This window comes from Tabrizicola piscis (assembly GCF_003940805.1).
GTDB classification, from domain to species: Bacteria; Pseudomonadota; Alphaproteobacteria; order Rhodobacterales; family Rhodobacteraceae; genus Tabrizicola; species Tabrizicola piscis.
In genome coordinates this window covers 2,655,205-2,680,931 of record NZ_CP034328.1, presented here as the reverse complement: position 1 = coordinate 2,680,931, position 25,727 = coordinate 2,655,205, and the positions used below count along the sequence as shown (strand labels likewise).

Genomic DNA, 25,727 nt, shown 5'->3' with positions numbered 1-25,727 from the left:
CTTTGCGGATTTGGATGAAGGCGGGGCTTGCCATGTGGCGTCCTGCCGCGCTTCATGGTCTGAACAAGGCTGGGACTAGAAAAGGCTGGGCAAAGATCCGGCAGACCGCATCTTCCGCTTTACGCCGCATCGGGCGGGGATGGGGACCAGAATGACCGGGGAGAAGGCGGCGGGTTTGGGAATGTCGGACGTTGCGTTTCACTTGAACGGAACGCTTGTGCGGGTGGCGGATCAGCCACCGACGCGCACGCTTCTGGATTGGCTGCGCGAGGACCGCGGCCTGTGCGGCACCAAGGAAGGCTGCAACGAGGGCGATTGCGGCGCCTGCACGGTGATGGTGACCGATGCGGCCGGGTCGCGGGCGCTGAACGCCTGCATCCTGTTCCTGCCGCAGTTGGACGGCAAGGCCGTGCGCACGGTCGAGGGGATCACCGGCCCGGGGGGTGAGATGCACCCGGTGCAGGCTGCGATGGTGGCGCAGCACGGGTCGCAATGCGGCTTCTGCACGCCGGGCTTTGTCGTCAGCATGGCGGTGGCGCATCTGAACGGCGCGCGGGATCATGATGACCAGTTGGCCGGGAACCTGTGCCGCTGCACCGGCTATGCGCCGATCATCCGGGCGGCGGAGGCGGCTGAAAGCGAACCGGCACCCTACTGGATGACCTCTGATTCAGCTTTCATTCTGGCCCAAGTATCCCGGGGTATGCCGGCGGTTTCGCCATCGGTTCGAGAAACCGCTGGCATGGGGGGCAGCGCCCCCGGCGCTTTCAGTCCGCGCGACAGCGACGAATTGGCTGAGTGGTATCTGGCCAACCCCGACGCCACCCTGATCGCCGGGGCGACGGATGTGGGGCTATGGGTCACCAAACAGCTGCGCGACCTGGCACCAGTGGCATTCCTGAACGGGGTCGAGGATCTGCAGGGGATCGAAGTGCAGGGCGGCCAGCTGCATGTTGGCGCTTGCGTCACGATTGCCGCCTTGCGCGCGGCGGTGGCGGAGCGGTTGCCGTCCTTCGGCGAACTTCTGCGCCGCTATGCGTCGGAACAGGTGCGCAATGCGGCGACGATCGGGGGGAACATCGCCAATGGCTCGCCCATCGGGGACGGCCCTCCGGCGTTGATCGCGCTGGGGGCCACGCTGCATTTGCGGCGCGGAGATGAGATGCGCAGCCTGCCGCTGGAGGATTTCTTCCTCGACTACCGCAAGCAGGACCGGCGGCCGGGGGAGTTTGTGGCGGGGGTGTCCTTTCCGGAACAGGCGCCGGGGCTGCGTTGCTACAAGATCTCCAAACGGTTCGATCAGGATATTTCGGCGGTTTGCGGGTGTTTCAACGTCACGGTTGACGGGGGCCGGGTGACATCAGCCCGCATCGCTTTTGGCGGCATGGCGGGTGTTCCGAAGCGGGCGGCGCGGGCCGAAGCGGCGCTGGTTGGCCAGCCCTGGACGATTGCCACGGCAGAGGCAGCGGCGCAGGCGATGGCGGGGGATTTCACCCCGCTGTCCGATATGCGGGCCAGTGCTGCCTATCGGCTGACCACGGCGCAGAACCTGATGCTGCGGTATTTCCATGACCTGGCCGGTGTGCCCGTGTCAGTGCTGGAGGTGCGGGCATGACGATGGGCAAACCCCTGCCCCATGACGCCGCCCCCCTGCATGTGACGGGACAGGCGCGCTATGTGGACGACCTGCCGCTGCCGGGCAATGCGCTGCATCTGGCCTTTGGCCTGTCCACCGTCGCGCATGGCGAGATCACCGGGCTGGACCTGTCCGCCGTGCGCGCCGCGCCGGGCGTCGTGGCGGTGCTGTCGGCCGAGGATTTCGCCGAGATGCCGGATTGTTCGCCTTCGGCCCATGACGAGCCTTTGCTGGCGGTGGGCAAGGTCCATTACGTTGGCCAGCCGGTGTTTCTGGTCGTCGCCGACAGCCATCTGGCGGCGCGCAAGGCGGCGCGGTTGGGCAAGGTCACTTACCGCGAATTGCCGGCCCTGCTGACAGTGGACGATGCCTTGGCCGCCGGAAGCCGGTTCGAGCAGGGGCCGGTGGTCTGGCAGAAGGGCGATGCGGCGGGCGCGATTGCCGCTGCACCGCGGATCGTCGAAGGCAGCTTTGAGGTCGGCGGGCAGGAGCATTTCTATCTGGAGGGTCAGGTTGCGGCCGTGATCCCGCAGGAGGGGGGGGATATGGTTGTCCATTCCTCCACCCAGCATCCGACCGAGGTGCAACACAAGGTCGCCCATGCCCTGCATCTGCCGATGAGCGCAGTGCGGGTCGAAGTGCGCCGGATGGGCGGGGGCTTTGGCGGGAAGGAAAGCCAGGGGAACGCCTTGGCGATTGCCTGTGCGGTGGTGGCGCATCGGTTGGGGCGGCCTGCCCGGATGCGCTATGACCGGGATGACGACATGGTCATCACCGGCAAGCGGCATGACCTGCGGATTCTGTACCGGGCCGGTGTGGACGAAGAGGGGCGGATTCTGGGGCTGGAGTTCCAGCACCTGTTCCGTTGCGGCTGGTCTCAGGACCTGTCCTTGCCGGTTGCCGACCGGGCGATGCTGCATGCAGACAACTGCTATCACCTGGCCCACATCCGGATCGAATCGCACCGGCTGAAAACCAATACCCAAAGCGCCACGGCCTTCCGGGGCTTTGGCGGGCCGCAGGGGATGGTGGGGATCGAGCGGGTGCTGGACCATGTGGCCTTTGCCGTGGGGCGTGAGCCGCTGGCGGTGCGGAAGCTGAACTTCTATCGCGCGAGTCAGGAGGTCGGAGCCTCCGGCGGGGATATTTCTGCCAGAATGAAATCGCAAGGAAGTGGGGAGGTTGACCTGACGTCTCGCGGGGCGGCGGCTCCTGTTGGGTCGCACGCGCTGCCGACGGACGGGCCGGTGCAGACGACGCCCTTCCACATGCCGGTGGAGGATTTCATCGGGCATGAGCTGGTGGCGGAGTTGGAGCGTTCGTCGGACTATCAGGCGCGCAAGGCGGCGATTGCGGAGTGGAATGCAGGCTCGCCGGTGCTGAAGCGGGGGATTGCGCTGACGCCGGTGAAGTTCGGGATTTCGTTCACGCTGACCTGGCTGAACCAGGCGGGGGCCTTGGTGCATGTCTATCAGGACGGGTCGATCGCGCTGAACCATGGCGGGACCGAGATGGGACAGGGGCTGTTCCAGAAGGTGGCGCAGGTGACGGCCTCGGTCTTTGGCGTCGATGCGTCGGTCGTGAAGATCACGGCGACGGATACCGGGAAGGTGCCGAATACCAGCGCCACGGCGGCATCGTCGGGGGCGGACCTGAACGGGATGGCGGCGAAGGCGGCGGCGGAGACGATCCGCGCGCGGCTGGCAGAGTTCATTGCCGACAAGCATCAGGCGAAGGCGTCTGCGGTGCGGTTTGTCGATGGCACAGTGCGGGTGGCGGGTGAGGTGTACGGCTGGGCGCAGGTGGTGGCTTGGGCCTATCAGGCGCGGGTCAGCCTGTCCTCAACCGGGTTCTATGCCACGCCGAAGATCGTCTGGGACCGGGTGCGCGGGGTGGGGCGGCCGTTCTTCTACTTCGCCTATGGCGCGGCGGTGACCGAGGTGGTCATCGACCGGCTGACCGGGGAGAACCGGATTTTGCGGGCGGATATCCTGCATGACACGGGGACCAGTCTGAACCCGGCTTTGGACATTGGCCAAGTCGAAGGCGCCTATGTTCAGGGCGCGGGGTGGCTGACGACGGAGGAGCTGGTCTGGGACGGCAAAGGGCGTTTGGCGACGCATGCGCCCAGCACATACAAGATCCCGGCCTGTTCGGACCGGCCCGACGTGATCAACGTGGCGCTGTGGGGCAAGCCCAACCGCGAGGATGCGGTGGGCAAGTCGAAGGCGGTGGGCGAGCCGCCGCTGATGCTGGGCATCTCGGCGCTGATGGCATTGAGCGATGCGGTTGCGGCCTGTGGGGATGGGTCGGTCTATCCGGCCTTGGACGCGCCTGCGACGGCGGAGCGGGTGCTGATGGCCGTGCGGAGGGTCGAGGGTGTTTGACCTTGGGGCCCTGCAGGCTGCGATTGACGCCCATGGCCGGGTGGCCCGCGTGGTGATTGCCGCGTTCGAGGGATCAAGCCCGCGCGAAGTTGGGGCGGCGATGCTGGTCTGGGAGACGGGCCAGTCAGGGACGATTGGCGGCGGGGCGCTGGAGTTTGAGGCGGTGGCGCGGGCGCGTCTTGCTTTGGCCGGGAGCCCCCCCTCCCCATCCCTCCCCCACGCGGGGGGAGGGAGGCACGGGGTTTCGGGCGTTGCGGCAGCTGACGGGAGCGCCGCGCCCCCTCCCCCCATTGTGGGGGAGGGTTGGGGTGGGGGGGTGCCTGCAAAGGTCGAGCGGGTTTCGCTGGGGCCTGCGCTGGGGCAATGCTGCGGCGGGGCGGTGGTGCTTTGGACTGAGGTGTTCGAGGCGGCGCCAGTGCCGGAGGACGGGGTGATCGCGCGCGGGTCGGGGGCGATGCCTTTGGCGGTGAAGCGGGTTCTGGCTGCGGCGCGGGGGGAGGGTGTGATGCCCTTGCCGCAGCTGGTGCAGGGGTGGTTTGTCGAGCCCGTGGCACGGGCGGAACGGCAGGTCTGGGTCTGGGGCGCGGGGCATGTGGGGCGGGCTTTGGTGTCGGTCCTCGCCCCATTGCCGGGGGTCGCGGTGACCTGGGTGGACGTCAGTGCCGAGCGGTTTCCGGATGTGGTGCCTGCGGGCGTGCGGGTGCTGCCTGTGGCCAAGCCTGAGGTAGCGGTGGGGTTGGCTTCGCGTGAGGCGGAGCATCTGGTGGTGACCTATTCGCACGCGCTGGACCTTGAACTGTGCCACCGGTTGCTGGGGCATGGGTTCCGCAGTGCCGGGCTGATCGGATCGGCGACGAAATGGGCGCGGTTTCGCGCTCGGCTGGCGGCACTGGGGCATTCGGGCGAGGCGATCCGGACGATCCGCTGCCCGATTGGCGACCCGTCGCTTGGCAAGCATCCGCAGGCGATTGCGGTGGGGGTTGCGGCAGAGTTTCTGGCGGCGCGCGGCGTGGTGGTGGGGCGGAGGGACAGGGCATGACTTTGCTTTTGGGCGTCGAGGGGGTGACGAAGGCCTATCCCGGCGTGGTGGCGAACAGTGACGTGTCGTTCCAGATCAGCGAGGGCGAGATCCACGCGCTGCTGGGGGAGAACGGGGCGGGGAAATCCACGCTGGTCAAGATGATCTACGGGCTGGTGAAGCCCGATAGCGGGCGGATGACGCTGCGCGGCCAGCCCTATACGCCCGCCAAGCCGGCAGAGGCGCGGCGACAGGGAGTGGCGATGGTGTTCCAGCACTTCAGCCTGTTCGAAGCGCTGAACGTGGCGGAGAATGTGGCCTTGGGGATGGAAAACCCGCCGCCGATGAAGGCGCTTGCCGGGCGGATCCGGGAGGTGTCGGAGGAATACGGGCTGCCGCTGGACCCGTCACGGATGGTGGGCGACCTGAGCGCGGGGGAGCGGCAGCGGGTGGAGATCATCCGGTGCCTGCTGCAGGACCCGAAGCTGCTGATCATGGACGAGCCGACATCCGTTCTGACGCCGCAGGAGGTGGAGATCCTGTTCAAGACGCTGCGGCAGTTGGCGTCCGAGGGGACGGCGATCCTGTACATCAGCCACAAGCTGGAGGAGATCCGCAGCCTGTGTGATGAGGCGACGATCCTGCGGCGGGGCAAGGTGGTGGCGACCTGCACGCCGCGCGACCGGACGGCGCGGGAGATGGCGGAGCTGATGGTCGGCACCGTCCTGACGCCCCCGGTGCGGGCCGGGCGGACGAAGGGGGACGTGGCACTGGAGGTTTCGGGGCTGTCAGTGGCGTCGCCCATTCCCTTCGGGACCGCGCTGAAAGCGGTGAGTTTCACGGTGCGGCAAGGCGAGGTTCTGGGGATTGCCGGGGTGGCGGGCAACGGGCAGGACGAATTGCTGCTGGCGCTGTCGGGAGAGCTTCGGTCACAGCCTGAGGCGGTGAAGATCGCGGGCGTGGCGATGGGTGACACGGGGCCGAATGACCGGCGACGGGCGGGGCTGGTGGCGGCACCGGAGGAGCGGCTGGGCCATGCGGCGGCGCCGGATATGTCGCTGGTGGAAAATGCGCTGTTGTCGGGCGTCGTGCGGCAGGGGCTGACCGCGCGCGGCTTCATCGACTGGGCCGCGACAGAGGCGTTCGCGGCAGGGATCGTCAAGGCGTTTGACGTGCGCACACCGGGGACCCATGTCGCGGCGCGGGCGCTGTCGGGGGGCAACTTGCAGAAGTTCGTGGTCGGTCGCGAGTTGAGCCAGACGCCAAGCGTGATCGTCATCAACCAGCCGACCTGGGGGGTGGACGCGGCGGCGGCGGCGGCCATCCGGCAGGCGATCCTTGACCGCGCGTCAGGCGGGGCGGCGGTGGTTGTGATCAGTCAGGACCTGGATGAACTGCTTGAGATTGCGGATGATTTTGCGGCGCTGAATGGCGGGCGGCTGACGCCCACGCGGCCCGTCGACGGGCTGACGGTGGATGAGATCGGGCTGATGATGGGCGGGACGCATGGCATGGAGGTGGCGCATCATGGCTGAGGGTTTGCCTGCAATGGCCCCCCTTCCCACGAGGGGGAGGGGAGGTGTCGGACCTGATGCGCCGCGCCTTGGGTCTGGCGTCGCCGGGGGGCTTTCCGCCCCCCCATCCCCCCGAGGATATTTGGGCCAGAATGAAAGGGCTTCAGGGGGGTGGTCATGCTGAGGCTGGAAAAGCGGCCCTCGCCCAGTGTGTTCTGGCAGCGCGCCTCGCCGTTTCTGGCGGTGGCGCTGACCATGGTGGCGGGCGGGATCATGTTCTGGGTTCTGGGGAAGAACCCGTTTGAGGCGATAAGGACAATCTTCTGGGACCCGCTGTTCAACGCGCAGTTCGCCAGCTATTCGCGGCCGCAGTTGCTGGTTAAAGCTGCGCCGCTGATCCTGATCGCCATCGGGCTTTCGCTCGGCTTCCGGGCGGGCATCTGGAACATCGGGGCCGAGGGCCAGTACATCATGGGCGCGATCTTTGGCGCGGCGGCGGGGCTGGCGGTGTACCCGGTGGAAAGCCGGCTGATCTTTCCGGTGATGATCGTGGCGGGGGCGTTCGGCGGTTTTGTCTGGGCGATGATCCCGGCGATCCTGAAGACGGTGTTCCGGACGAACGAAATCCTCGTGTCACTGTTGCTGGTCTATGTGGCGCAGAACATTCTGGCGATGATGGCGCTGGGTGCGTTGCGCAACCCCGAGGGCGGGGGGTTTCCGGGCAGCCGCAACTTGAGCCAGATTCCGGCGATGGCGAACCCGGAGCTGATCGCGGGCACGGGCATGCATTGGGGGGTGGTCGCGGCCTTCATGGCGGTGATCGCGGGGTATATCCTGCTGCAGCGGCATATCCTTGGCTTCCAGATCAAGCTGGCCGGGCAAGCGCCAAGGGCGGCGCGGTTTGCAGGGGTTTCCCCGGCGCGGCTGGTGGTGCTGTGTCTGGGGATTTCGGGGGTGCTCGCGGGGCTGGCGGGGGTGTTCGAGGTGACCGGGCCGGCGGGGCAGATCAGCATTGATTTCAATGTGGGCTATGGATTTACCGCGATCATCGTCGCGTTTCTGGGCCGGTTGAACCCGGTGGGGATCCTGTTCGCGGGGCTCCTCATGGCACTGACCTATATCGGGGGCGAGTTGGCGCAGTTCATGCTGGGTCTGCCCTCGGCTGCGGTTCAGGCCTTTCAGGGGATGCTCTTGTTCTTCCTGCTGGGCACCGACCTGTTGACCAACTTCCGTATCCGACTGGCGAAAAGGGAGTTGGCGTGATGGCGGTCCAGACCTTGACCACAGCTGAGGGGCTTGCGGCGGGGGCGCTGACGGCGGGCGGCTTCGCCCTTGGTTACCTGACGCCCCTTGGCGGCTTCATCGTCTTCCTGCTTCTGGTGCTGTTCGTCCTCGACATCTTTTTCGATTCGGCAGGCAGCGGGTTGAGCAGTGCCTTTGCGACCGGCCTAGGGCGGGTGGCGAGCCTTGCATGGTCGCCGGTCGACAAGGTGACGAGCAGCCCGCTGCGACTTTGGGCGTGGAGGTTGCCCGGCTTGGCGACGCTGGGCGGGTTTCTTCTGGCCTGGGTGCAGAATCTTGCGACGGGGAGTGCGTGATGTTTGGCAGCATTGATCCGGCCCTGCTGGTGGCCGCGCTGATGGTGAACTCGGTTCCTGTCATGCTGGCGGCGACGGGGGAGTTGGTGGTCGAGAAATCGGGTGTTCTCAACCTTGGGGTTGAGGGGATGATGATCATGGGGGCGATCTGCGGCTTCGTCACCGCGGTTGTCACCGGGAACCCCTATCTGGGGTTTCTGGGCGGGGCACTGGGGGCGGCGGCACTTTCGGCGGTGTTCGGGGTGCTGACGCAGGTCTTGCAGACCAATCAGGTGGCGACGGGCTTGGCGCTGACGCTGTTCGGGCTGGGGCTGTCCAGCCTGATCGGGCAGAGCTATGTCGGCATCCGCCCGCCCGCGACGGGCGATCTGCCGCTGGGGCCCTTGGCCGATATTCCGTTTCTGGGGGTGGCGGTCTTTGGGCATGACTGGATGGTCTATGCATCCATCCTGCTGGTGGCGGCGGTGTGGTGGGTTCTGAAATACAGCCGCGTGGGGCTGATCCTGCGGGCGGTGGGCGAAAGCCATGAGGCGGCGCATGCGCTGGGCTACAAGGTCACGCGCATCCGGATGCTGGCCGTACTGTTCGGCGGGGCGATGGCCGGGCTTGGCGGGGCTTACGTCAGCCTGGTGCGGGTGCCGCAATGGACCGACGGGATCACGGCGGGCGCGGGGTGGATCGCGCTGGCCATCGTGGTCTTTGCCAGCTGGAAGCCCTGGCGGGTGCTGGCGGGTGCCTATCTTTTCGGCGGGATCTCGGTCCTGCAACTGAACCTGCAGGCCGCCGGATCGGCCATTCCGGTGGAATACTTGTCCATGGCCCCGTATCTGATAACCATCCTTGTGCTGGTCATCATGTCATCGGGACGTGGGAAGGCTGCACTCGCCGCTCCGGCCTGTCTGGGCCAGAATTTCCACGCCTCGCGCTGAGGCAACACACTGAGTGAAACACTCCGGGGGCGGGACAGCCCCTGCTAAAATGGGGAGATATCTATGAAACGCAGACATTTGCTTGCAACCGCGGCACTGGGCCTTGGTCTGGTCTTCGGCGGCGCGGCGATGGCGCAGGACAAGACGAAGGCCTGCTTCGTCTATGTCGGCCCGATCGGGGATGGCGGCTGGACCTTCCAGCACCATGAGGGTGCGCTGGCCGTGCAGGAAGCCTTTGGCGACAAGGTGGAGATCGCATTCCAGGAAAACGTGCCAGAAGGTGCTGATGCCGAGCGCGTGCTGACCCAGATGGCGCTTTCGGGCTGCAACATCATCTTCACCACGTCCTTCGGATACATGGATGCGACCAACGCGGTTGCCGCCAAGTTCCCCGACATCAAGTTCGAGCATGCAACGGGCTACAAGCGCGAGCATCCGAACGTGTCGACCTACAACGCGCGCTTCTATGAGGGCCGGGCGGTGCAGGGCCACATTGCGGGCAAGATGACGAAGTCGAACAAGATCGGCTACATCGGGTCCTTCCCGATCCCGGAAGTCATCATGGGGATCAACAGCTATTACCTGCATGCCAAGAAGGTGAACCCGGAAGTGGAGCTTTCGGTGGTCTGGGCCTTCACCTGGTTCGACCCGGCGAAAGAGGCCGATTCGGCCAAGGCGCTGATCGATCAGGGCGTGGACGTGATCGCAAGCCACACCGACTCCACCGCCCCTCTGGCGGAAGCGGCCAAGACCAATGGCGCGGTGATCGGCTTTGGTCAGGCCAGCGACATGGCCGAATACAAGGACGGGCCGCGGGTTTCGTCGATCATCGACAACTGGGCCCCTTACTACATCAAGCGCGTCGGTGCCCTGATGGACGGGACCTATGAGCAGGCCGATGCCTGGGAAGGCATCGCCGGCGGTGAGGTCGAGATCGGCGAGATCACTGCGCTGGTTCCGGCCGAGGTGAAGGCCGAAGCCGAAGCCATGCGCGATGCGATTGCGGCGGGGACCTATCACCCGTTCACCGGGCCCATCAACAAGCAGGACGGCTCGCCCTGGCTGGCCGAAGGTCAGGTGGCACCGGACGGCGATCTGCTGGGGATGAGCTTCTACGTCGAAGGCATCACGGGCGAGATTCCCAAGTAAGGGATTTTTGGCGCGGGCGAGGGGGCAAGCCCCCCGACCCGCGCCAAAAAGCGGGGGTTTCACACCCCCGCACCCCTGTGGGATATTTGCAGAAGAGAAAGGGCATGGGTCTTCCCCGTGCCCTTTCTTGTCAGGAGAGGTGGGGGATCATGGACGCGGATTTTCTGATCATTGGCGGCGGGATTGCCGGGGTTTCGGCCGCGGCACGGCTGTCGGAACTGGGGTCGGTGATCGTGCTGGAGGCGGAGGAGGTGCTGGCGCATCACGCCAGTGGCCGGTCAGCGGCGCTGTATGAGCCGCGCTATGGCGCCCCTGCCGTGGTGGGGCTGTCCATGGCGTCGGAGGCGTATTTCCGGTCGGTGCCGGGGGTGCTTTCCCCGCGCGGGCTGATGCTGGTGGCCAAGGCGGACGCGGGGGAGGCGTTCGAGCATGATCTGGTCGGCATGGCCTTTGACCGGATCAGCGTGGCCGAGGCGCGCGAGATCGTGCCGATCCTGAACCCCGAGGTGGTGGTGCAGGCGGGCTATGCCGCCCATGCCGAGGATGTGGATACGGATCTTCTGGTGCAAGGTTTTGCGCGCGAGGCGAAGGGGCGCGGGGCGCGCGTCCTGACGAAGGCGCGGGTCAGCGCTGTGGCCAAGGACGGCGGGGGGTGGCGCGTCACCTCGACCGTGGGAGAATTCACGGCGCGGATGGTGGTGAATGCGGCGGGGGCCTGGGTGGACCAGGTGGCCGCCATGGCGGGGGTGCGCCCCTTGGGGTTCACGCCCTACCGCAGGTCGATGGCGCGGATCCCGGCGCCCGGGGGCCATGATGTCAGCCGCTGGCCGATGCTGTTCGGGCCGGGGGAGGACTGGTACGCCAAGCCCGATGCCGGGGCGCTGATCGTCAGCCCGGCCGAGGAGGACCTGATGGAGCCGCATGACGCCTGGGCCGATGACATGGTGCTGGCCGAGGGTCTGGCGCGCTATGAAGAGGTGGTGACGGAACCGGTGACGCGGTTGCTGGCAAGCTGGGCGGGGTTGCGGACCTTTGCGCCGGACCGGGTGCTGGTGATCGGGCCGGATCTGCGCGAGCCGTCGTTCTTCTGGCTGGCGGGTCAGGGTGGCTATGGGTTCCAGACCTGCGCGGCGGCAAGCCGTCTGGCGGCGGACCTGATCGGCGGGCGCGTGCCAGAGCTTGACGCAGGTCTGGTGGCCGCACTGTCGCCCGCTCGGTTCGGGTGACGGTTTCCGCCGAGCGCTGAAATCTGCGCGTGACAGCGGGGCCAACGCGCGGCAGCATCGGCGGCATGAGGCATCTCGTCGGACTGTTCCTGCTGTTGCTGGCTGCCTGTGGCACGGCCCCGCGTGAGGCGGGTGGCCCGCCTGATGAGGTGACTGTCACCTCGTCCAACTTTCGCGATGCTGACCCGACCGACTGGCCGGGACGGTCGCCCGACCGCTATCCGGTGCATGGGATTGACCTGTCACGCTTCCAGACCGCCGTGGACTGGCCGACGGCGCGGGCGAACGGGGTGAATTTTGCCTTTATCAAGGCGACCGAGGGTGGCGACCTTGTGGACCCGATGTTTGAGTCGCATTGGCGCGGCGCGGGGGCGGCGGGGGTGAAGCGGGGGGCTTACCACTTCTTCTACCATTGCCGCCCGGCAGCCGAGCAGGCGCGCTGGTTCATCCGGCATGTGCCAAAAGTGGCCGGCGCCCTGCCCCCGGTTCTGGACATGGAGTGGACGCCGTTTTCGCCGACCTGCACGATCCGCCGCGACGGGGCGACCTTGCGGGAAGAGGCGCGGATCTTCATGGACATCGTCGGCCGTCACTATGGCCAGCGACCGTTGATCTATACCTCGATCGATTTCTTCGAGGATGCGGAGCTTTGGCGGATGGATGGCGTGGAGTTCTGGCTGCGCGCCGTCGCCGACCATCCGGGCGAGGTCTATGACGGGAAGGCGTGGAGCTTCTGGCAGTACACGTCAACCGGGGTCGTGCCGGGGATCGCGGGCAAGGTGGATATCAACGTTTTCAGCGGGTCCAAGGCGGCTTGGGCCAACTGGGTCAGCGCAAGGGCGCTTTAGGCGCGGCCACGCCAGGCCCGCCAGCGGCGCAGCCAGCGCTTGGCGCTGCGGCGGCTGCGAATGATCAGCACCGAGATCGGCCCGCGCAGCACCGGAAGGTCTACCGCCAGCAAAAGCAGGCCAAGCGGCAGCATCCAGATGCCGAGAACCGGCAGGAACGAGAACACTCCGCCGACGATCAGGGCGAGGGCGATGGGAAAGCGGATCGGGAACCAGCTGTCGCGGCGCAGGGTGGACATGGGTCCGCGCAGGGGCGGGAAAAGCCGCTCCAATGCCTTGAACTGCCGCTGAAACCTGCGCTCGCGTCGCGTCATGCCGATTCTGTTCCCATGGACGCAAGATGGTGGAGGGTTGCAACAGCTTCAAGGCGGGCAAACCGGCCTTCATCCCGGGCGGGATCACCGCGCCGGACACAGCTTTGGGCATGGGTCCGAAATCCTTGAAGATTTCGGCGCGGAGCCTTTGAAGGCTCCGCTGCGATTTCTTTGAAGAAACCGCCTAGCCGTCGATGCGGATGCGGGCGTTCGTGGGGTCGAAGGGGCTGTCTTCGGTCACTACGGCGTCCCATTCCTTGAGGAGCATCTTCACTTTCAGCTTCGTCCCCGGCTCGGCCAATGCGGCGGGAACGTAGCCCATGCCGATCTGCTTGCCAAAGGCGACGGAGTAGCCGCCCGAGGTCAGGCGGCCGACCTTGATGCCGTCATGCAGGATCGCCTCTTTCCCCCAAGGGTCGGCGTCGGAAGGGCCGTCGATCAGCAGGGTGACGCATTTGGAGCGGATCCCGGTGGCCAGCATCTTGTCCTTGCCGCGGAAGTCTTTCGTCAGGTCAACGAAGCGGTCGAGGGCGGCCTCAACCGGGGTGGCGTCGCGGCCAAGTTCGTTGCCGAAGGCACGGTAGGATTTTTCCTGCCGCAGCCAGTTCTGCGCGCGGGCGCCGACGGGTTTGAGGCCGTGCTTCTCTCCGGCTTTCATGAGGAGGTCCCAAAGGTAGCGGCCGAATTCGATGGGGTAGTGGAGTTCCCAGCCAAGCTCACCCGTGTAAGCCACGCGGATCGCGCGGACGGGGCACATGCCAAGCTCGATGTCGCGATAGGACAGCCAGGGGAAGCGTTTGTTGGACAGGACGGTTTCCGGGTCGCGGTCCTTGACGATGTCCTTGAGGAGCGCGCGGGCGTTGGGGCCGGCAAGGGCGAAGACGCCCCATTGGGTGGTGATGTCGTGGATGTCGATGGCGCCTTTGCCCGTCGCCATCCAGTCGTCAGCGGATTTCTGCAGGAAGTCGTAGTCATAGGCCGTCCAGGCCCCGGCGGAGATCAGGTAGTATTCGTCCTGCTTCAGGCGGACGATAGTGTATTCGGTGCGGGTGGTGCCGTGGTCGGTCAGGGCATAGGTCAGGTTGATCCGGCCCACGTTCGGCAGTTTGTTGCAGGTGAAGTAGTCGAGGAAGGCCGTCGCCCCCGGCCCGCGCACGAGGTGTTTGGTGAAGGCGCTGGCGTCGATGATGCCGACGGTGTTGCGTACCGCTTCAGCCTCGGCCTTGGCGTATTGCCACCAGTCGCCGCGCCGGAAGCTGCGGGAGTTGTGGTCGAAGTCGGCGGGGGCGTCCTTGGGGCCGTAGTAGTTCGGGCGTTCCCAGCCGTTTACCTGACCCATCTGCGCGCCGAGGTCCTTCTGGCGGTCATAGGCGGGGGCGGTGCGCAGCGGGCGGCAGGCTTCGCGTTCCTCATCCGGGTGATGGAGGATGAAGACGTGGTCGTAGCACTCCTCATTCTTCCGGCTCGCGTATTCGGTCGTCATCCAGTTGCCGAACCGCTTGGGGTCGAGGGAGGCCATGTCGATCTCGGCCTCGCCTTGGGTCATCAGCTGGGCGAGGTAGTAGCCGGTGCCGCCTGCGGCGGTGATGCCGAAGCTGAAGCCTTCCGCCAGCCACATGTTGCGCAGGCCGGGGGCCGGGCCGACGAGCGGGTTGCCGTCGGGGGTATAGCAGATCGGGCCGTTGTAATCGTCTTTCAGGCCCACGGTTTCTGAGGACGGGATACGGTGGATGAAGGACATGTATTCCTGCTCGATCCGTTCGAGGTCGAGGGGGAAGAGGTCGGCGCGGAAGGATTCGGGCACTTCATAGGGGAAGCGGGCGGGGGCGCCCTTTTCATAGGGGCCAAGGATCCAGCCGCCGCGTTCTTCGCGCACGTACCACTTGGCGTCGGCGTCGCGAAGGACCGGGTGCTGCGGGTTGGACTTCCGCCATTCCACAAGGGCGGGGTCGGGTTCTGTGACGATGTACTGGTGTTCGACCACGACGGCGGGGGTCTTGATCCCCAGAAGCCGCGCGGTGCGTTGGGCGTGGTTGCCGGTGGCGGTGACGACGTGTTCGGCGGTGATGTCGAAGCGGTCATCGCTGGCGACAAGGTTGCCGCCCTGTTCGACCATGCGGGTGCAGGAGACGATCCACTCCGACCCGGTCCAGCGGTAGCCGTCGACCTGCACCTTGCGTTCAAAGGTGCAGCCAAACTGGCGGGCACCCTTGGCCATGGCTTGCGTCACGTCGGCCGGGTTGATGTAGCCATCCTGCGGGTGGTAGAGCGCGCCGATCAGGTCTTCGGTCCGCACCAGCGGCCAGCGGTCCTTGATTTCCTTCGGGGTCAGGAATTCGTGGTAGACCCCGGCGGTTTCGGCAACCGAGGAATAGAGCATGTATTCGTCCATGCGCTGCTGATGCTGCGCCATGCGCAGGTTGCCGACGACGTAGAAACCGGGGTTGAGGCCGGTTTCCGCCTCCAGCCCCTTGTAGAAATCGACGCTGTATTTGTGGATGTGGGTGGTGGCGTAGCCCATGTTGAAAAGGGGCAGCAGACCAGCGGCGTGCCACGTTGACCCTGCCGTCAGCTCATCGCGTTCGACCAGCATCGTGTCCCAGCCGGCCTTGGCAAGGTGATAGGCGATCCCGGTGCCGACTGCGCCACCGCCGACGACCAAAGCTTTGACATGGGTTTTCATCGGGCAAGCCTCCGGGAGATGTTTGCCCCTATCTGCCAGAGGCGGGGCAAACCGGGCAAGTCCACCCGACCTTTGGCGTCAGAAAACGACATGGGGTCGGTTTCGATGCGCCGCGCAAGGGCGAGCCAGCCTTGGGTATTCCGAAAATCAGACTTGAAGATGCCAAGGTTGTGCAGAAACTTGCTCGGTGCGGCAATGGGCCAGCCGGTTTTGAAAGGTGACTCTGAATGGGGCGGATGGGGCTGTTGCTTGGGGTTGTTGGCGTGCTGTTCGTTCTGGCCGTGGGGGCCGCGCTGCAGCCGCTGCTTTCGCCCGGCGAAGAGACACCGGTGGCCGACGCTGGACCCTTTGCCGAGGGTCAGGCGCCGCTGACCGTTGAGGAAATCGGCGAGCTTTCGGTGACCGAGTTGTTGACCGCCTCACCGAACGAAGCCCGCGAGGTGATTGCCGCAGCGGATGAGGTCAAGACCACGTTTGAGAGCTGCGAGAAGGATGGCGTGCCGGGGCTGAAGGTCCGGACGACCTGTGTGACGGCAAAGACGCGTGCCTTGGCGATTTCCGCGGGCGATATCGGCATCTTCGACAGCATCGGTCGGTTCGAGGATCTGAGCAGTGTCGATATCACCGGTGGCCAGCTTGCGGACCTGTCGGCGCTGGCGGCCTACCCCGGCCTGAAACAGCTTATTCTGATGCGGGTGCAGATCGCCGACCTCTCGGCCGTGTCGCAGCTGACAGGGCTGAACCGGCTGGTGGTCAAGGGGATACCGGACTTTGATCTGCGGTTGATCAGCGGGTTGCAGGGTTTGACAGAACTGTCGCTGATCGGTGTGACAGCGCCAGATCTTGAACCGATTGCGGCCTTGCCGCAACTGCAGAGCCTTGACCTGAACACGGCGCAGATCGGTGACTTCAGCGCGCTCTCAAGGATGACCGGGCTGACCTTCCTTAACCTGAACGAAACCAACATCACGGACATCGCCCCGCTGGCGATGATGCCGGACCTGACAAGGCTGGGCTTTGTGGATACGGCGGTGTCCGACCTTTCCCCGCTGGCCAAAAGCGTCAAGCTTGAGCACCTTCACTTCGACGGCGCGCGGGTGACCGACGTCTCTGCGCTGCGTGATCTGGTGAAATTGACGGTGCTGCACATAGACCAGAACGCGATCACGGACATCTCGGCCCTTGCGGGAATGACCCGACTTTCGTGGCTGGACCTGCACGACACGCAGATTACCAGCATCGCGCCCCTCGCCGAGATGAAGGAGCTTTCGAGGTTGGACCTCAGCGGCACGCGCGTGACCGACCTTTCGCCGCTGGCCGGGCTGGAGCGGCTTCACACGCTGGACATCACGAACACCTCAATCACCGACCTGTCGCCGGTGGAAGGCCGGGATCGGCTGCAGATCAAGCAGTAGGCCTAAGCCCGCATCAGGGCGGCAAGGCTTTCCGTCTGCTTGTCGCTGGCGCGGTGGAGGTCGTCCAACGTCATGGCGTCGGCCTTCACGAATTCGATGAACATCTGGTTCAGCGTGTTGAACACGATCTGGCCCATCACGGCAGGGTCAAGGTCCGGGCGGGCAAGGCTGCGGGTCTGCAAGGCGGCGATCAGGTCGCTGACCTGGGCTGCAAGCATGGCGTCAAGCTCTGTGTAGCGTTGGGAAAACGGGGTGCCCGGCGCCTCGATCGAAAAGGCCATGGCTTTGCGCCACATCTCTTTCGACAGATAGTGCAGCGAGTGGTCGTAGTAGAGGCGGATCAGGCTGCCCAGCGCCTTGGCGGTACTGGCGGGCGGGTTGGTGACAAGGGCGCGGCCGGCGTCGACCACCTCTTCCACCTCCATCGACACGATGGCGAGGAGGAGATCGCCCTTGGTGGAGAAGTAGTTGTAGCAGGTTCCGGCTGAGACCTCGGCCGCCGCCGCGATATCCTCGATCCGCACGGCGTCGTAGCCTTGGGCGCGGAACAGGTCGGAGGCAGAGCGCAGGATGCGCCCGGTGCGGTTGGCCTTCTGTCTTTCGCGCAGTCCGGTCATGCTGTTCTCAATCTGCCCATTATTTGATGTTGACTTCAAAATTGAACGAACTCAATTATTTTCTTGAAGCGCCCGACAGAGGCACCCACCCCGACATAGGAGATGACCATGGCCCATATCCGCCTACCCGCCACCTCGCTTGCCCTTCTGCTTGCCGCCACGCCCGGCCTTGCGCAGGAGTTGAACGCGCTGGTCTGGTGCGACCACACCGACCCGGCGCTGATCGAGCCGTTCGAGCAGCAGTTCGGGGTCAAGGTGAACCTGAAGGAATATGAGGGGACGGCGGCCGGGCTGGCGATCCTGGAACAATCGCAACCGGGCGACTGGGATGTGCTGGTGATCGACGCCGTGGACGTGGGCCGCGCGGTTGAAGGCGGGCATCTGGCGGAGCTGCCGGCGGACAAGCTGCAGACCGCGGATTTCTTCCCGGAACTGGTGATGGCCGAGAACAACATGGTGGACGGCAAGACCTATGCCGTGACGGAAAAGTTTGGCTACAACACCATCTCTTACGACAAGTCCAAGGTCGATCCGGCGGATATGGAGGATATGGCGACCCTCACCTCGGGCAAGTATGACGGGCGGATCGGGATCTATGACTATTACCTGCCGGTGCTGGGGCTTGTGGCGCTGGGTCAGGGGATCAACACCGCTGACATCACTGCGGACAATCTGGGTGCGCTGAAAGACCCGCTGATGGCGCTGCGGGCGGCGTCAAAGCAGGTGGCGGATGTGGTGTCGGCCCAGACGGCGCTGGCGACGGGTGAGGTGGACATCATCGTCGGCGGGGGCGAATGGCTGACGGCGGTGCTGGCCGGGGAAAACGCGAACCTTGACTGGACGATCCCGAAGCAGGGGGGCCTTCGCTGGGCGCAGTCGATTGGCGTTGTGGCCGGGTCGACCCAGCCGGATCTGGCGCTGGAGTTCGTGAACTACATCACCTCGCCCGAGGGGCAGGCGCGGCTGGCGACGTCTTCGTGCTACTGGGGGATGCCGGCCAATGCGAAGGCCGGTGACGCCCTGACGCCGGAGCAGAAGGCGGTGCTGCGCTGGGACCAGCAGCCGGAGTTTCTGGCCCGGGCGCAGCTTTACCCGATCCCGGATGCAGCGCTTGATACGGCGATGCAGGACCTGTGGACGGAAATGCTGGCGCAGTAAGCCCGTATTGTGACGCTTGCCGCGAAAGAACGCCGTCTGGGCTGGGGCCTGATCGCCCCGGCCCTGATCTGGACGGCAGCGTTCTTCATCCTGCCGTTTCTGGCGATGCTGGCCCTGTCCTTCGCGTCGATGGACGGGCGCGAGGTGATGCGGGGCTTTGACCCCGGCAACTATGTGCGGGTCTTCACGGATCCGACGATGCTGGGCGCGCTGGGAAACAGCCTTGAGATCACGGTTGTTGTCACGGTGATTTCGGTCGTGCTGGCCTATCCCTTGGCCGCGATCATCGCTTTTCGGGTGCCTGCGCGCTGGCAGCGGCTGGCGCTTCTGCTGGCGGTGCTGCCGTTCTGGACGTCATATGTGGTGCGGTCCTACTCCTGGTTGCTGGTGCTTGGGCAGAACGGGGTGGTGAACAAGGCATTGCTGGGGATCGGGGTGATTGCAGAGCCGCTGGAGATCGCCTCGACCCGGGCGGCGACGGTGATCGGCTTTGTGCATTTCTTCGTCATGCTCTTGACGCTGACGATCTATGCCAACCTGATCCAGCTGTCGCCGAACTATGCCCGCGCGGCGCAGGACCTTGGGGCGAGCCGTTGGCAAACCTTCACCCATGTCATCCTGCCCCTGACCCTGCCGGGCGTGGTGACGGGGGCGTTCCTGACCTTTGTGCTGTGCATCGGTGACTACATCACGCCGCAGATCCTTGGCGGGAATGCCGAGTTGACGCTGCCGCAGCTGATCATGCTGCAGCTGGGGCGGAGCGGGAACTTCCCCCTGGCCTCGGCGCTGAGCGTGGTGCTGATGGCGGTGGTGACGCTGGCCTATTTCGCCAGCAGCCGGTGGCTGCGGCTGGACCGGGTATGAGGGGGCGCTCGTCGATGACTTCGTCACTCCTCGCTGGTGTCCCCCCGACAAGGAGACGCAGTCGAACGCGGAGGGTGTCGCCGTGATGCGCGTCCTGCCATGGGTCTATCTGGCGCTGGCCTACGCCTTTGTCTTCCTGCCGGTCGTCGTGCTGGTGGCGTTCAGCTTTCAGGATGGCCGCCTGCCGGTGCCGCCATTCAAGGGCGTGACACTGGACTGGTATGCCAAGGTTCTGACCGATGATGACCTGATGGCCGCGCTGGTGAATTCGCTGCTGGTGGCGGTGGTGTCTTCGGCGGTGGCGCTGGTTCTGGGGTTTCTGGCAGCGCATGCGTTGGCGCGGGTGCGGCTGCCGGGGTCGGTCTTGATGCGCGGTGTCCTGATCGCACCCATGACGGTCAGCTATCTGATCATCGCCTTGGGGCTTCTGACGGTGTTCAACCAGCTTGGCATAAGGCCGTCCCTTTGGGCCACGGGGATCGGGCATGTGGTGATCAACCTGCCGCTTTGCTTTGCGATCAGCTATGCCGCGATGGGGGATCACCAAAAATCGGCCGAACGCGCCGCGCGTGACCTTGGGGCGTCCGAGGGACAGGTGCTGCTGCATGTCAGCGCCCCGATGCTGGCGGCCCCTTTGGCGGCGGCGTTCTTCCTGTCGGTGACCTTTTCCTGGGATGAGTTCATCATCGCGTTTCTGCTGACCCGCTTTGACGTGACCTTGCCGGTGGAGATCTGGTCGATGCTGAAATCAGGCCTGTCCCCCGCCACGAATGCGGTCGGGTCGCTGGTCTTTCTTGTGTCGGTGACGCTGGTGATCCTGCTTGAAATCCTTGTCTTCCGGAGGGCGAAATGACCGCCGCAGTGTCCATCGCCCGGGTGTCGCAGCGCTATGGGTCGGCGCTGGCGTTGAAGGACGTCAGCCTTGAGATCGAAGCGGGGGAGTTTGTCGTGCTGCTGGGGCCTTCCGGCTGTGGGAAGACGACCTTGCTCAACATCATCGGCGGGTTTGCCGAGCCGACCGAGGGGCAGGTTCTGATCGGCGGGCGGGATATGGCGGGGGTGGCGCCGAAGGATCGGCCGACGACGACGGTGTTTCAGGATTATGCGCTGTTTCCGCATATGTCGCTGCGCGACAACGTGGGGTTCGGGCTGCGGATGCGGGGGGTGGACCGAGCGAAGCGCGCGGCCAAGGCCGAGGCGATGCTGGCGCTGGTGGGCCTTGAGGGGCGCGGGGATCGGCGGCCGCATGAGCTTTCGGGCGGGCAGCGGCAGCGGGTGGCCCTCGCCCGGGCGCTGGCGGTGGAGCCGAAGGTGCTCCTGCTGGATGAACCGCTTGGCGCGCTGGACCTGAAGCTGCGGCGGCAGATGCAGGAGGAGCTGAAGGCGATCCAGCGCCGGGTGGGGACGACCTTTGTGCATGTGACCCACGATCAGGAAGAGGCGATGGCGATTGCCGACCGCATCGTGGTGATGAACGCCGGGCGGGTGGAAGATTTCGGCCCGCCGAGGGAGGTTTACCTGCACCCCAAGACGCTGTTCACGGCTGGGTTCATGGGTGAGGTGAACCGAGTTGCCGTGGTTGGCGGGCAGGCACCGTTCGGGCCGGTCGATGTGCCGGACGGGACGCTGTGCCTGCGGCCCGAGGCGATTTCGGCAACGGGGTCGCTGCGTATCGGGCTGTGCAAGGTTGAGGAGGTGGCGTTCTTTGGCACGCATGTCCGCGCGCATGTCACGCCGCTGGCAGCACCCGACTTGCGGCTGGTCGTGCATCTGCCGCAAGCTGCAGTTGTCGAGGTCGGCGCGGTGCTGGACCTTGGGGCGGAGACATATGTGGTGTTGCAGGGATGAGAGCGAAGCCGGAAGACTGGTGGCGGGTCCGCCCCATGGGCGATGGGGTCACCCATATTGATGAGCCGCATATCCGCGAGTTCTACCGCTGCAATGTCTGGCATGTGCGCGGGCGGGATACCGACATGCTGGTGGACAGCGGGATGGGCGTGGTCTCGCTTCGCGACCGGGTGCCGTTGGTGACCGAACGCCCGTTGCAGGCGGTGGCGAGCCACACGCATTTCGACCATATCGGACTGCACCACGAGTTTCCGTGCCGCCTCTGCCACGGGGCCGAGGCGCATCTTCTTCGCGCGCCCACGCGGGAGAACACCTTTGCCGACAAGTATGTGACGGATGACATCTTCACGATGCTGCCGCCGGAGCCCTTCGCTTGCGAGACCTACGCGGTTGCGGCTGCCCCTGCGACGCGGCTGTTGTGGGACGGCGATGTGGTGGACCTTGGCGACCGGCATTTTACGGTGGTGCATACCCCCGGCCATTCCCCCGGCGGAATCGCCCTGTGGGAGGCGGCGACGGGGGTGCTGTTTTCGGGTGACATCGTCTATGACGGGGAACTGATCGAGGGCACCAGCGATCTGGAGCAGGCGCAGTATGTGGTCTCGATGGAGCGGTTGCTGGCGCTGCCGGTGCGGGTGGTGCATGGCGGGCATTTCCCAAGCTATTCCGGAGAACGGCACCGCGAGATGATCTTGGATTGGCTGAGGGGCAAGGGCAGATGACAGGTTTCAATCAACCGCTTGGCGGCAATGACATGCCTCGCTTTGGCGGGCCGGCGACGATGATGCGGCTGCCGTTTGCCAGCAGCGCCAAGGGGTTGGACGTGGGCTTCATCGGCATCCCGATGGACCATGGCACCAGCAACCGCCCCGGCACGCGGTTGGGGCCACGGCAGATCCGGGATGAATCGCGGATGCTGCGGCCCTACAACATGGCGACGGGGGCGGCGCCGTTCGAACACCTGCAGGTCGCGGATCTGGGGGATGTGGCGATCAACACGTTTGACCTAAAAAAGACCGTGGACATCATCACCGCGCATTACCGCGAGGCGCTTTCGCACGGGATCATCCCGCTGACCCTTGGCGGTGACCATACGCTGACCTGGCCGATCCTGCGGGCGATCAAGGAACGCCATGGGCCTGTCGCGCTGATCCACATCGACGCGCATGCCGATATCAACGACACGATGTTTGGCGAAACGGTCGCCCATGGCTGCCCCTTTCGCCGGGCGTGGGAGGATGGGTGCCTGATCAATGACAAGGTGTTCCAGATCGGGCTGCGCGGCACGGGCTATGCGGCGGATGATTTCGACTGGGCGCGCGACAAGGGCTGGACAGTGGTTCAGGCCGAGGAATGCTGGCACAAATCCCTGACCGGCTTGATGGCGCAGGTGCGGGCAAAGATCGGCGATGCGCCGGTTTATATTTCCTATGACATCGACAGTCTGGACCCCGCCTTCGCGCCCGGTACCGGAACGGTGGAACCGGGGGGCCTGACCACCTGGCAGGCGCTGGAGATCATCCGGGGGTGTCAGGGGCTGGCCATCGTGGGTGGCGATCTGGTGGAGGTTTCGCCCCCCTATGACCCTACGGGAAACACCGCGCTGATCGGGGCGAATATCCTGTACGAGATGCTGTGCGTCCTGCCGGGCGTGCCGCAAAGCCCGTCGCGGTTTTCGGGCCTTACGTTCTAGGGACCGTCTACTCGCCCACCTTGCAGCGCTTGACCCCGCCTGCGCCCTTTTCGCACTGGGCGGCAGGGGCTTGGGCGGGGGGTTCGCCTTCGGCGGCGACCGCATCAGGCCCCGCGGCTGCGGCAACGGCGGCTTCGGCCATCTGCAAAGCCTCACGGCTTTGGGCGGCTTCGGCGGCGGCGCGGGCGGCGCGGTCGGCGTCATAGGCATCACGGTCGGCACCCGACAGCGCCGAGGCAAGCACGATGACCGGGACTTCGCCGAGGCCATCCCGCTTGTCGACGACAGCGGCGTTCAGCGCCCTGACGTGCAGGGTTTCAAAGAACGTGACCAGTTCGGCATCCGGCATCCGCCGGGGGGCGAGCAGCCGCAGATGGATCTGGCCACCGACATCAGCCATGAACAGGCGGCCGCGCATGTCATCGGGAAGCAGGTCTTCGGTGATGTCCAGCCCGCGCACGGTCATCGACGAGATCCCGCGATATTCGGCCGACTTCATTTGCAGGTCGAACCGCTGCTGGATCGCCATGTCACTGGTGAAGATGACATCGGGGTAGCGCACTGCCTTCAAGATGACCCGACGGTCGGCCTTTTCGTAAACAAGGATCACAACCTCGGCCGCGCCGCTGACTTTGTCCTTGACCATGTCGGTGATCAGATCGCGGGCCTTTGCTTCGCCAGCGCCGCGTTCGCGCGGCAGAAATGCGGTGATATCTTCGCCAGTGGCGGGGCGGACAGTCCAGCCTTCGGGCGGTTTCGGCAGCATGTCCTGCAAGGCGGAGGGAAGGCCGGGGGTTGCGGCTGACCCGGTGACCGAGGCGATCCGTACGGACAGCCCGCCAAGGTAGTCACGGACGGTCAGGCCCCCGTCGTCTTCGCTGTCGGCCAACTGGCGCGCCATATTGTAGTCCAGCGCCAGAAAGCCACCGGCACCGATGGTCACCATCAGCAGAAATCCGATCAGTCGCAGCACGGAACACCCCGGTTTGTAACGCTTGGGCAAGGCCTTACCGCAAGAATGGGGCAAGCTTCGGGCAAGGGGCCGGAATTTTTCCGACCTGTGGCATCACGTCGCTGCGATCTGTGCAGTTCCGGCGTCAGATCAGGCGTTCCTTGCGGAACAGGGCTTTCAGATCGGTTTCGGGGCGGGCACCGAAATGGCTGATCACCTCGGCCGCGGCGACACAGCCCATCCGGCCAGAGACGGCCAGAGACTGGCCGGTGGCAAGGCCGTACAGGAACCCGGCGGCGAACTGGTCGCCCGCGCCGGTGGCATCGACCGGCACAACGCGGTTGACCGGAACGATGGCCTGTTCATCCGCGCGCATGACGATCACGTCATGGCCGGACCGGGTGCAGACGACAAGGCCCGCGTCCTGCGACGCCTGCTCCAGCGCCGCGGAAAGATCGGTCTGATACAGCGAGGCCCATTCGTGTTCGTTGCCGATCACATAGTCGAGCGATTTCACAAGGCGGCGAAAGTCGTCGCGGTGGCGGTCGACGCAGAACGGGTCTGAAAGCGCGATGCCCGCCTTGCCGCCTGCGGCGTGGCACAGGTCTACCGCACGCTCGAACGCCTGTTTCCCCTTGGGCTTGTCGTAAAGATAGCCTTCCAGAAACAGGATCTCGGCGCTGCCGGCGACGCTGTCGGACACGTCGTCGGGGCCAAGCTCGGACGAGATGCCAAGGTAGGTGTTCATCGACCGTTCACCATCCGGGCTCACAAAGATCATCGAGCGCGAGGTCGGCAGTTCTCCCCCCGGCACGGGCGGGTTGACGAAATCGGTGCCTTCTTCCGCCATGGTGCGAGCGTAGAACTGGCCCAGCGCATCGGCGTGGACGCGGCCGATGAAACCCGTGGTCAGCCCAAGATTGCCAAGCCCGGCCAGTGTGTTGGCAACCGATCCGCCGGGCGCCTGCTTCCGGTTGGTCATCGCGCCGTAAAGCAGTTCCCCGCGTTCGCGTTCGACAAGTTGCATGATGCCCTTCTGGATGCCCATCAGGTCAAGAAAGGTGTCGTCGGCTGTCGAGAACACGTCAACGATGGCGTTGCCGATGCCGACAACCTGATAGGACTTCATGCGGTCTTCTCCGGGTAAAGGCACCAGTCTGCAATCGGACAGATGCCGCATTTGGGGCTGCGCGCGGTGCAGATATACCGGCCATGCAGGATTAGCCAGTGGTGCGCGTGGCGCTGGTATTCGACCGGCACGTTATCCTCGATCGCGCGTTCGACGGTGATCTCGTCACGGCCGGGGCAGATGCCGGTGCGGTTGCCGACGCGGAAGATGTGGGTATCCACCGCCTGCGCGGGGTGATGGAACCACATCGACAGCACCACATTCGCCGTCTTGCGCCCCACCCCCGGCAGCGAGGTGAGCGCGGCGCGCGAGGACGGAACCTCGCCCCCGAAATTGTCGATCAGCAAGCGGGACAGCTTGATGACGTTCTTGGCCTTGTTGCGGAACAGGCCGATGGTCTTGATGTGGTCGATCAACGCCTCTTCGCCCAGGGCCAGCATCTTTTCCGGCGTGTCGGCGATCTGGAACAGGGCACGGGTGGCCTTGTTCACGCCGACATCGGTGGCCTGCGCCGACAGGGCAACCGCAACCAGCAGGGTGAAGGCGTTGAGATGCTCAAGTTCGCCCTTCGGTTCGGGTTCAGCTTCGGCAAAGCGGGCGAAGACCTTTTGCAGCGTGACATAGGGAAGTTGTGCGACCATGACCCCTTCTTGCCAGTGCAGGCGCTGCCGCGCAACGCCCGTAAAGCCGGGCGAAGGGCAAGTTCATCCTATCCGCAAGAAGCGGGTCGCGGGGGCCGGGCGCGGTGC

24 protein-coding genes are annotated in these 25,727 nt (G+C 65.3%); 18 read left to right on the top strand and 6 right to left on the bottom strand.

The window, feature by feature from the left end:
- Positions 1-181: 181 nt before the first annotated feature.
- From xdhA to EI545_RS13060, 10 genes are all read left to right on the top strand, one after another.
- Entirely contained in the window at positions 182-1,615 is a 1,434-nt protein-coding gene (gene xdhA, locus EI545_RS13105; RefSeq protein ID WP_125327486.1) for a xanthine dehydrogenase small subunit, read from the top strand.
- A complete protein-coding gene (gene xdhB / locus EI545_RS13100) occupies positions 1,612-4,023 on the top strand; it encodes a xanthine dehydrogenase molybdopterin binding subunit (RefSeq protein ID WP_125325882.1) in 2,412 nt (803 codons plus the stop codon). The genes xdhA and xdhB overlap by 4 nt, the downstream gene beginning before the upstream one ends.
- Positions 4,016-5,062 carry a xanthine dehydrogenase accessory protein XdhC gene (gene xdhC, locus EI545_RS13095; RefSeq protein ID WP_125325881.1) on the top strand — a complete coding sequence of 349 codons (1,047 nt, stop codon included), beginning with the start codon at positions 4,016-4,018 and terminating at the stop codon, positions 5,060-5,062. The genes xdhB and xdhC overlap by 8 nt, the downstream gene beginning before the upstream one ends.
- Positions 5,059-6,576 carry an ABC transporter ATP-binding protein gene (locus tag EI545_RS13090; protein WP_125325880.1) on the top strand — a complete coding sequence of 506 codons (1,518 nt, stop codon included), beginning with the start codon at positions 5,059-5,061 and terminating at the stop codon, positions 6,574-6,576. Before xdhC ends, EI545_RS13090 begins: the two co-directional genes overlap by 4 nt.
- Positions 6,577-6,732: 156 nt before the next feature.
- Positions 6,733-7,818, top strand: a complete 1,086-nt coding sequence (locus EI545_RS13085) for an ABC transporter permease (protein ID WP_125325879.1) — start codon at positions 6,733-6,735, stop codon at positions 7,816-7,818.
- Positions 7,818-8,153: a hypothetical protein gene (locus EI545_RS13080; protein ID WP_125325878.1), complete on the top strand. Its 336-nt coding sequence runs from the start codon at positions 7,818-7,820 to the stop codon at positions 8,151-8,153. Before EI545_RS13085 ends, EI545_RS13080 begins: the two co-directional genes overlap by 1 nt.
- Positions 8,153-9,082 carry an ABC transporter permease gene (locus EI545_RS13075; RefSeq protein WP_125325877.1) on the top strand — a complete coding sequence of 310 codons (930 nt, stop codon included), beginning with the start codon at positions 8,153-8,155 and terminating at the stop codon, positions 9,080-9,082. Before EI545_RS13080 ends, EI545_RS13075 begins: the two co-directional genes overlap by 1 nt.
- A 63-nt stretch (positions 9,083-9,145) precedes the next feature.
- Positions 9,146-10,231, top strand: coding sequence for a BMP family ABC transporter substrate-binding protein (locus EI545_RS13070; RefSeq protein ID WP_125325876.1), 1,086 nt, complete (start codon positions 9,146-9,148; stop codon positions 10,229-10,231).
- A 149-nt stretch (positions 10,232-10,380) separates the two neighbouring features.
- Entirely contained in the window at positions 10,381-11,457 is a 1,077-nt protein-coding gene (locus tag EI545_RS13065; RefSeq protein ID WP_125325875.1) for an NAD(P)/FAD-dependent oxidoreductase, read from the top strand.
- 65 nt (positions 11,458-11,522) lie between these two features.
- Positions 11,523-12,305: a glycoside hydrolase family 25 protein gene (locus tag EI545_RS13060; protein ID WP_125325874.1), complete on the top strand. Its 783-nt coding sequence runs from the start codon at positions 11,523-11,525 to the stop codon at positions 12,303-12,305.
- Here the strand turns inward: EI545_RS13060 and EI545_RS13055 are convergent.
- On the bottom strand, positions 12,302-12,619 hold the full coding sequence (locus EI545_RS13055) for a hypothetical protein (RefSeq protein WP_125325873.1): 318 nt from the start codon (positions 12,617-12,619) through the stop codon (positions 12,302-12,304). The two genes, EI545_RS13060 and EI545_RS13055, sit on opposite strands and share 4 nt — an antisense overlap.
- Before the next feature lie 26 nt (positions 12,620-12,645).
- Between EI545_RS13055 and EI545_RS21775 the strand changes: the two genes are divergently transcribed.
- Complete coding sequence (locus tag EI545_RS21775; protein ID WP_281275718.1) at positions 12,646-12,771, top strand: hypothetical protein; 126 nt, start codon at positions 12,646-12,648, stop codon at positions 12,769-12,771.
- Between the two features lie 32 nt (positions 12,772-12,803).
- Here EI545_RS21775 and EI545_RS13050 read toward each other — a convergent pair whose 3' ends face one another.
- Positions 12,804-15,302: a GcvT family protein gene (locus EI545_RS13050; protein WP_125325872.1), complete on the bottom strand. Its 2,499-nt coding sequence runs from the start codon at positions 15,300-15,302 to the stop codon at positions 12,804-12,806.
- A gap of 236 nt (positions 15,303-15,538) precedes the next feature.
- Here EI545_RS13050 and EI545_RS13045 point away from each other — a divergent pair, with 236 nt between their 5' ends.
- Positions 15,539-16,717: a leucine-rich repeat domain-containing protein gene (locus EI545_RS13045; RefSeq protein WP_164517292.1), complete on the top strand. Its 1,179-nt coding sequence runs from the start codon at positions 15,539-15,541 to the stop codon at positions 16,715-16,717.
- Positions 16,718-16,719: 2 nt separating this feature from the next.
- On the opposite strand, the gene EI545_RS13040 is transcribed toward EI545_RS13045, so the two are convergent.
- Positions 16,720-17,334: a TetR/AcrR family transcriptional regulator gene (locus EI545_RS13040; RefSeq protein WP_125325870.1), complete on the bottom strand. Its 615-nt coding sequence runs from the start codon at positions 17,332-17,334 to the stop codon at positions 16,720-16,722.
- 108 nt (positions 17,335-17,442) lie between these two features.
- Here EI545_RS13040 and EI545_RS13035 point away from each other — a divergent pair, with 108 nt between their 5' ends.
- The 6 genes from EI545_RS13035 to speB all read left to right on the top strand — a co-directional run bounded on the left by EI545_RS13035 (position 17,443) and on the right by speB (position 22,897).
- A complete protein-coding gene (locus EI545_RS13035; protein ID WP_245990015.1) occupies positions 17,443-18,492 on the top strand; it encodes a polyamine ABC transporter substrate-binding protein in 1,050 nt (349 codons plus the stop codon).
- Positions 18,493-18,501: 9 nt separating this feature from the next.
- Entirely contained in the window at positions 18,502-19,356 is an 855-nt protein-coding gene (locus EI545_RS13030) for an ABC transporter permease (RefSeq protein WP_245990013.1), read from the top strand.
- Between the two features lie 85 nt (positions 19,357-19,441).
- The gene (locus EI545_RS13025) at positions 19,442-20,209 is read left to right on the top strand and encodes an ABC transporter permease (RefSeq protein ID WP_125325868.1); all 768 of its coding nucleotides are present in this window, start codon (positions 19,442-19,444) and stop codon (positions 20,207-20,209) included.
- A complete protein-coding gene (locus EI545_RS21840; RefSeq protein WP_125325867.1) occupies positions 20,206-21,204 on the top strand; it encodes an ABC transporter ATP-binding protein in 999 nt (332 codons plus the stop codon). The genes EI545_RS13025 and EI545_RS21840 overlap by 4 nt, the downstream gene beginning before the upstream one ends.
- Positions 21,201-21,926 (top strand): MBL fold metallo-hydrolase, encoded by a 726-nt coding sequence (locus tag EI545_RS13015; protein WP_125325866.1) that lies wholly within the window; start codon positions 21,201-21,203, stop codon positions 21,924-21,926. The genes EI545_RS21840 and EI545_RS13015 overlap by 4 nt, the downstream gene beginning before the upstream one ends.
- Positions 21,923-22,897 carry an agmatinase gene (gene speB / locus EI545_RS13010; protein ID WP_125325865.1) on the top strand — a complete coding sequence of 325 codons (975 nt, stop codon included), beginning with the start codon at positions 21,923-21,925 and terminating at the stop codon, positions 22,895-22,897. The genes EI545_RS13015 and speB overlap by 4 nt, the downstream gene beginning before the upstream one ends.
- 7 nt (positions 22,898-22,904) lie before the next feature.
- Here speB and EI545_RS13005 read toward each other — a convergent pair whose 3' ends face one another.
- From EI545_RS13005 to nth, 3 genes are all read right to left on the bottom strand, one after another.
- On the bottom strand, positions 22,905-23,900 hold the full coding sequence (locus EI545_RS13005; RefSeq protein ID WP_125325864.1) for a hypothetical protein: 996 nt from the start codon (positions 23,898-23,900) through the stop codon (positions 22,905-22,907).
- A gap of 94 nt (positions 23,901-23,994) precedes the next feature.
- The gene (locus tag EI545_RS13000) at positions 23,995-24,978 is read right to left on the bottom strand and encodes an adenosine kinase (protein WP_125325863.1); all 984 of its coding nucleotides are present in this window, start codon (positions 24,976-24,978) and stop codon (positions 23,995-23,997) included.
- Positions 24,975-25,619, bottom strand: a complete 645-nt coding sequence (gene nth, locus EI545_RS12995) for an endonuclease III (RefSeq protein WP_125325862.1) — start codon at positions 25,617-25,619, stop codon at positions 24,975-24,977. The genes EI545_RS13000 and nth overlap by 4 nt, the downstream gene beginning before the upstream one ends.
- Positions 25,620-25,727: the final 108 nt, after the last annotated feature.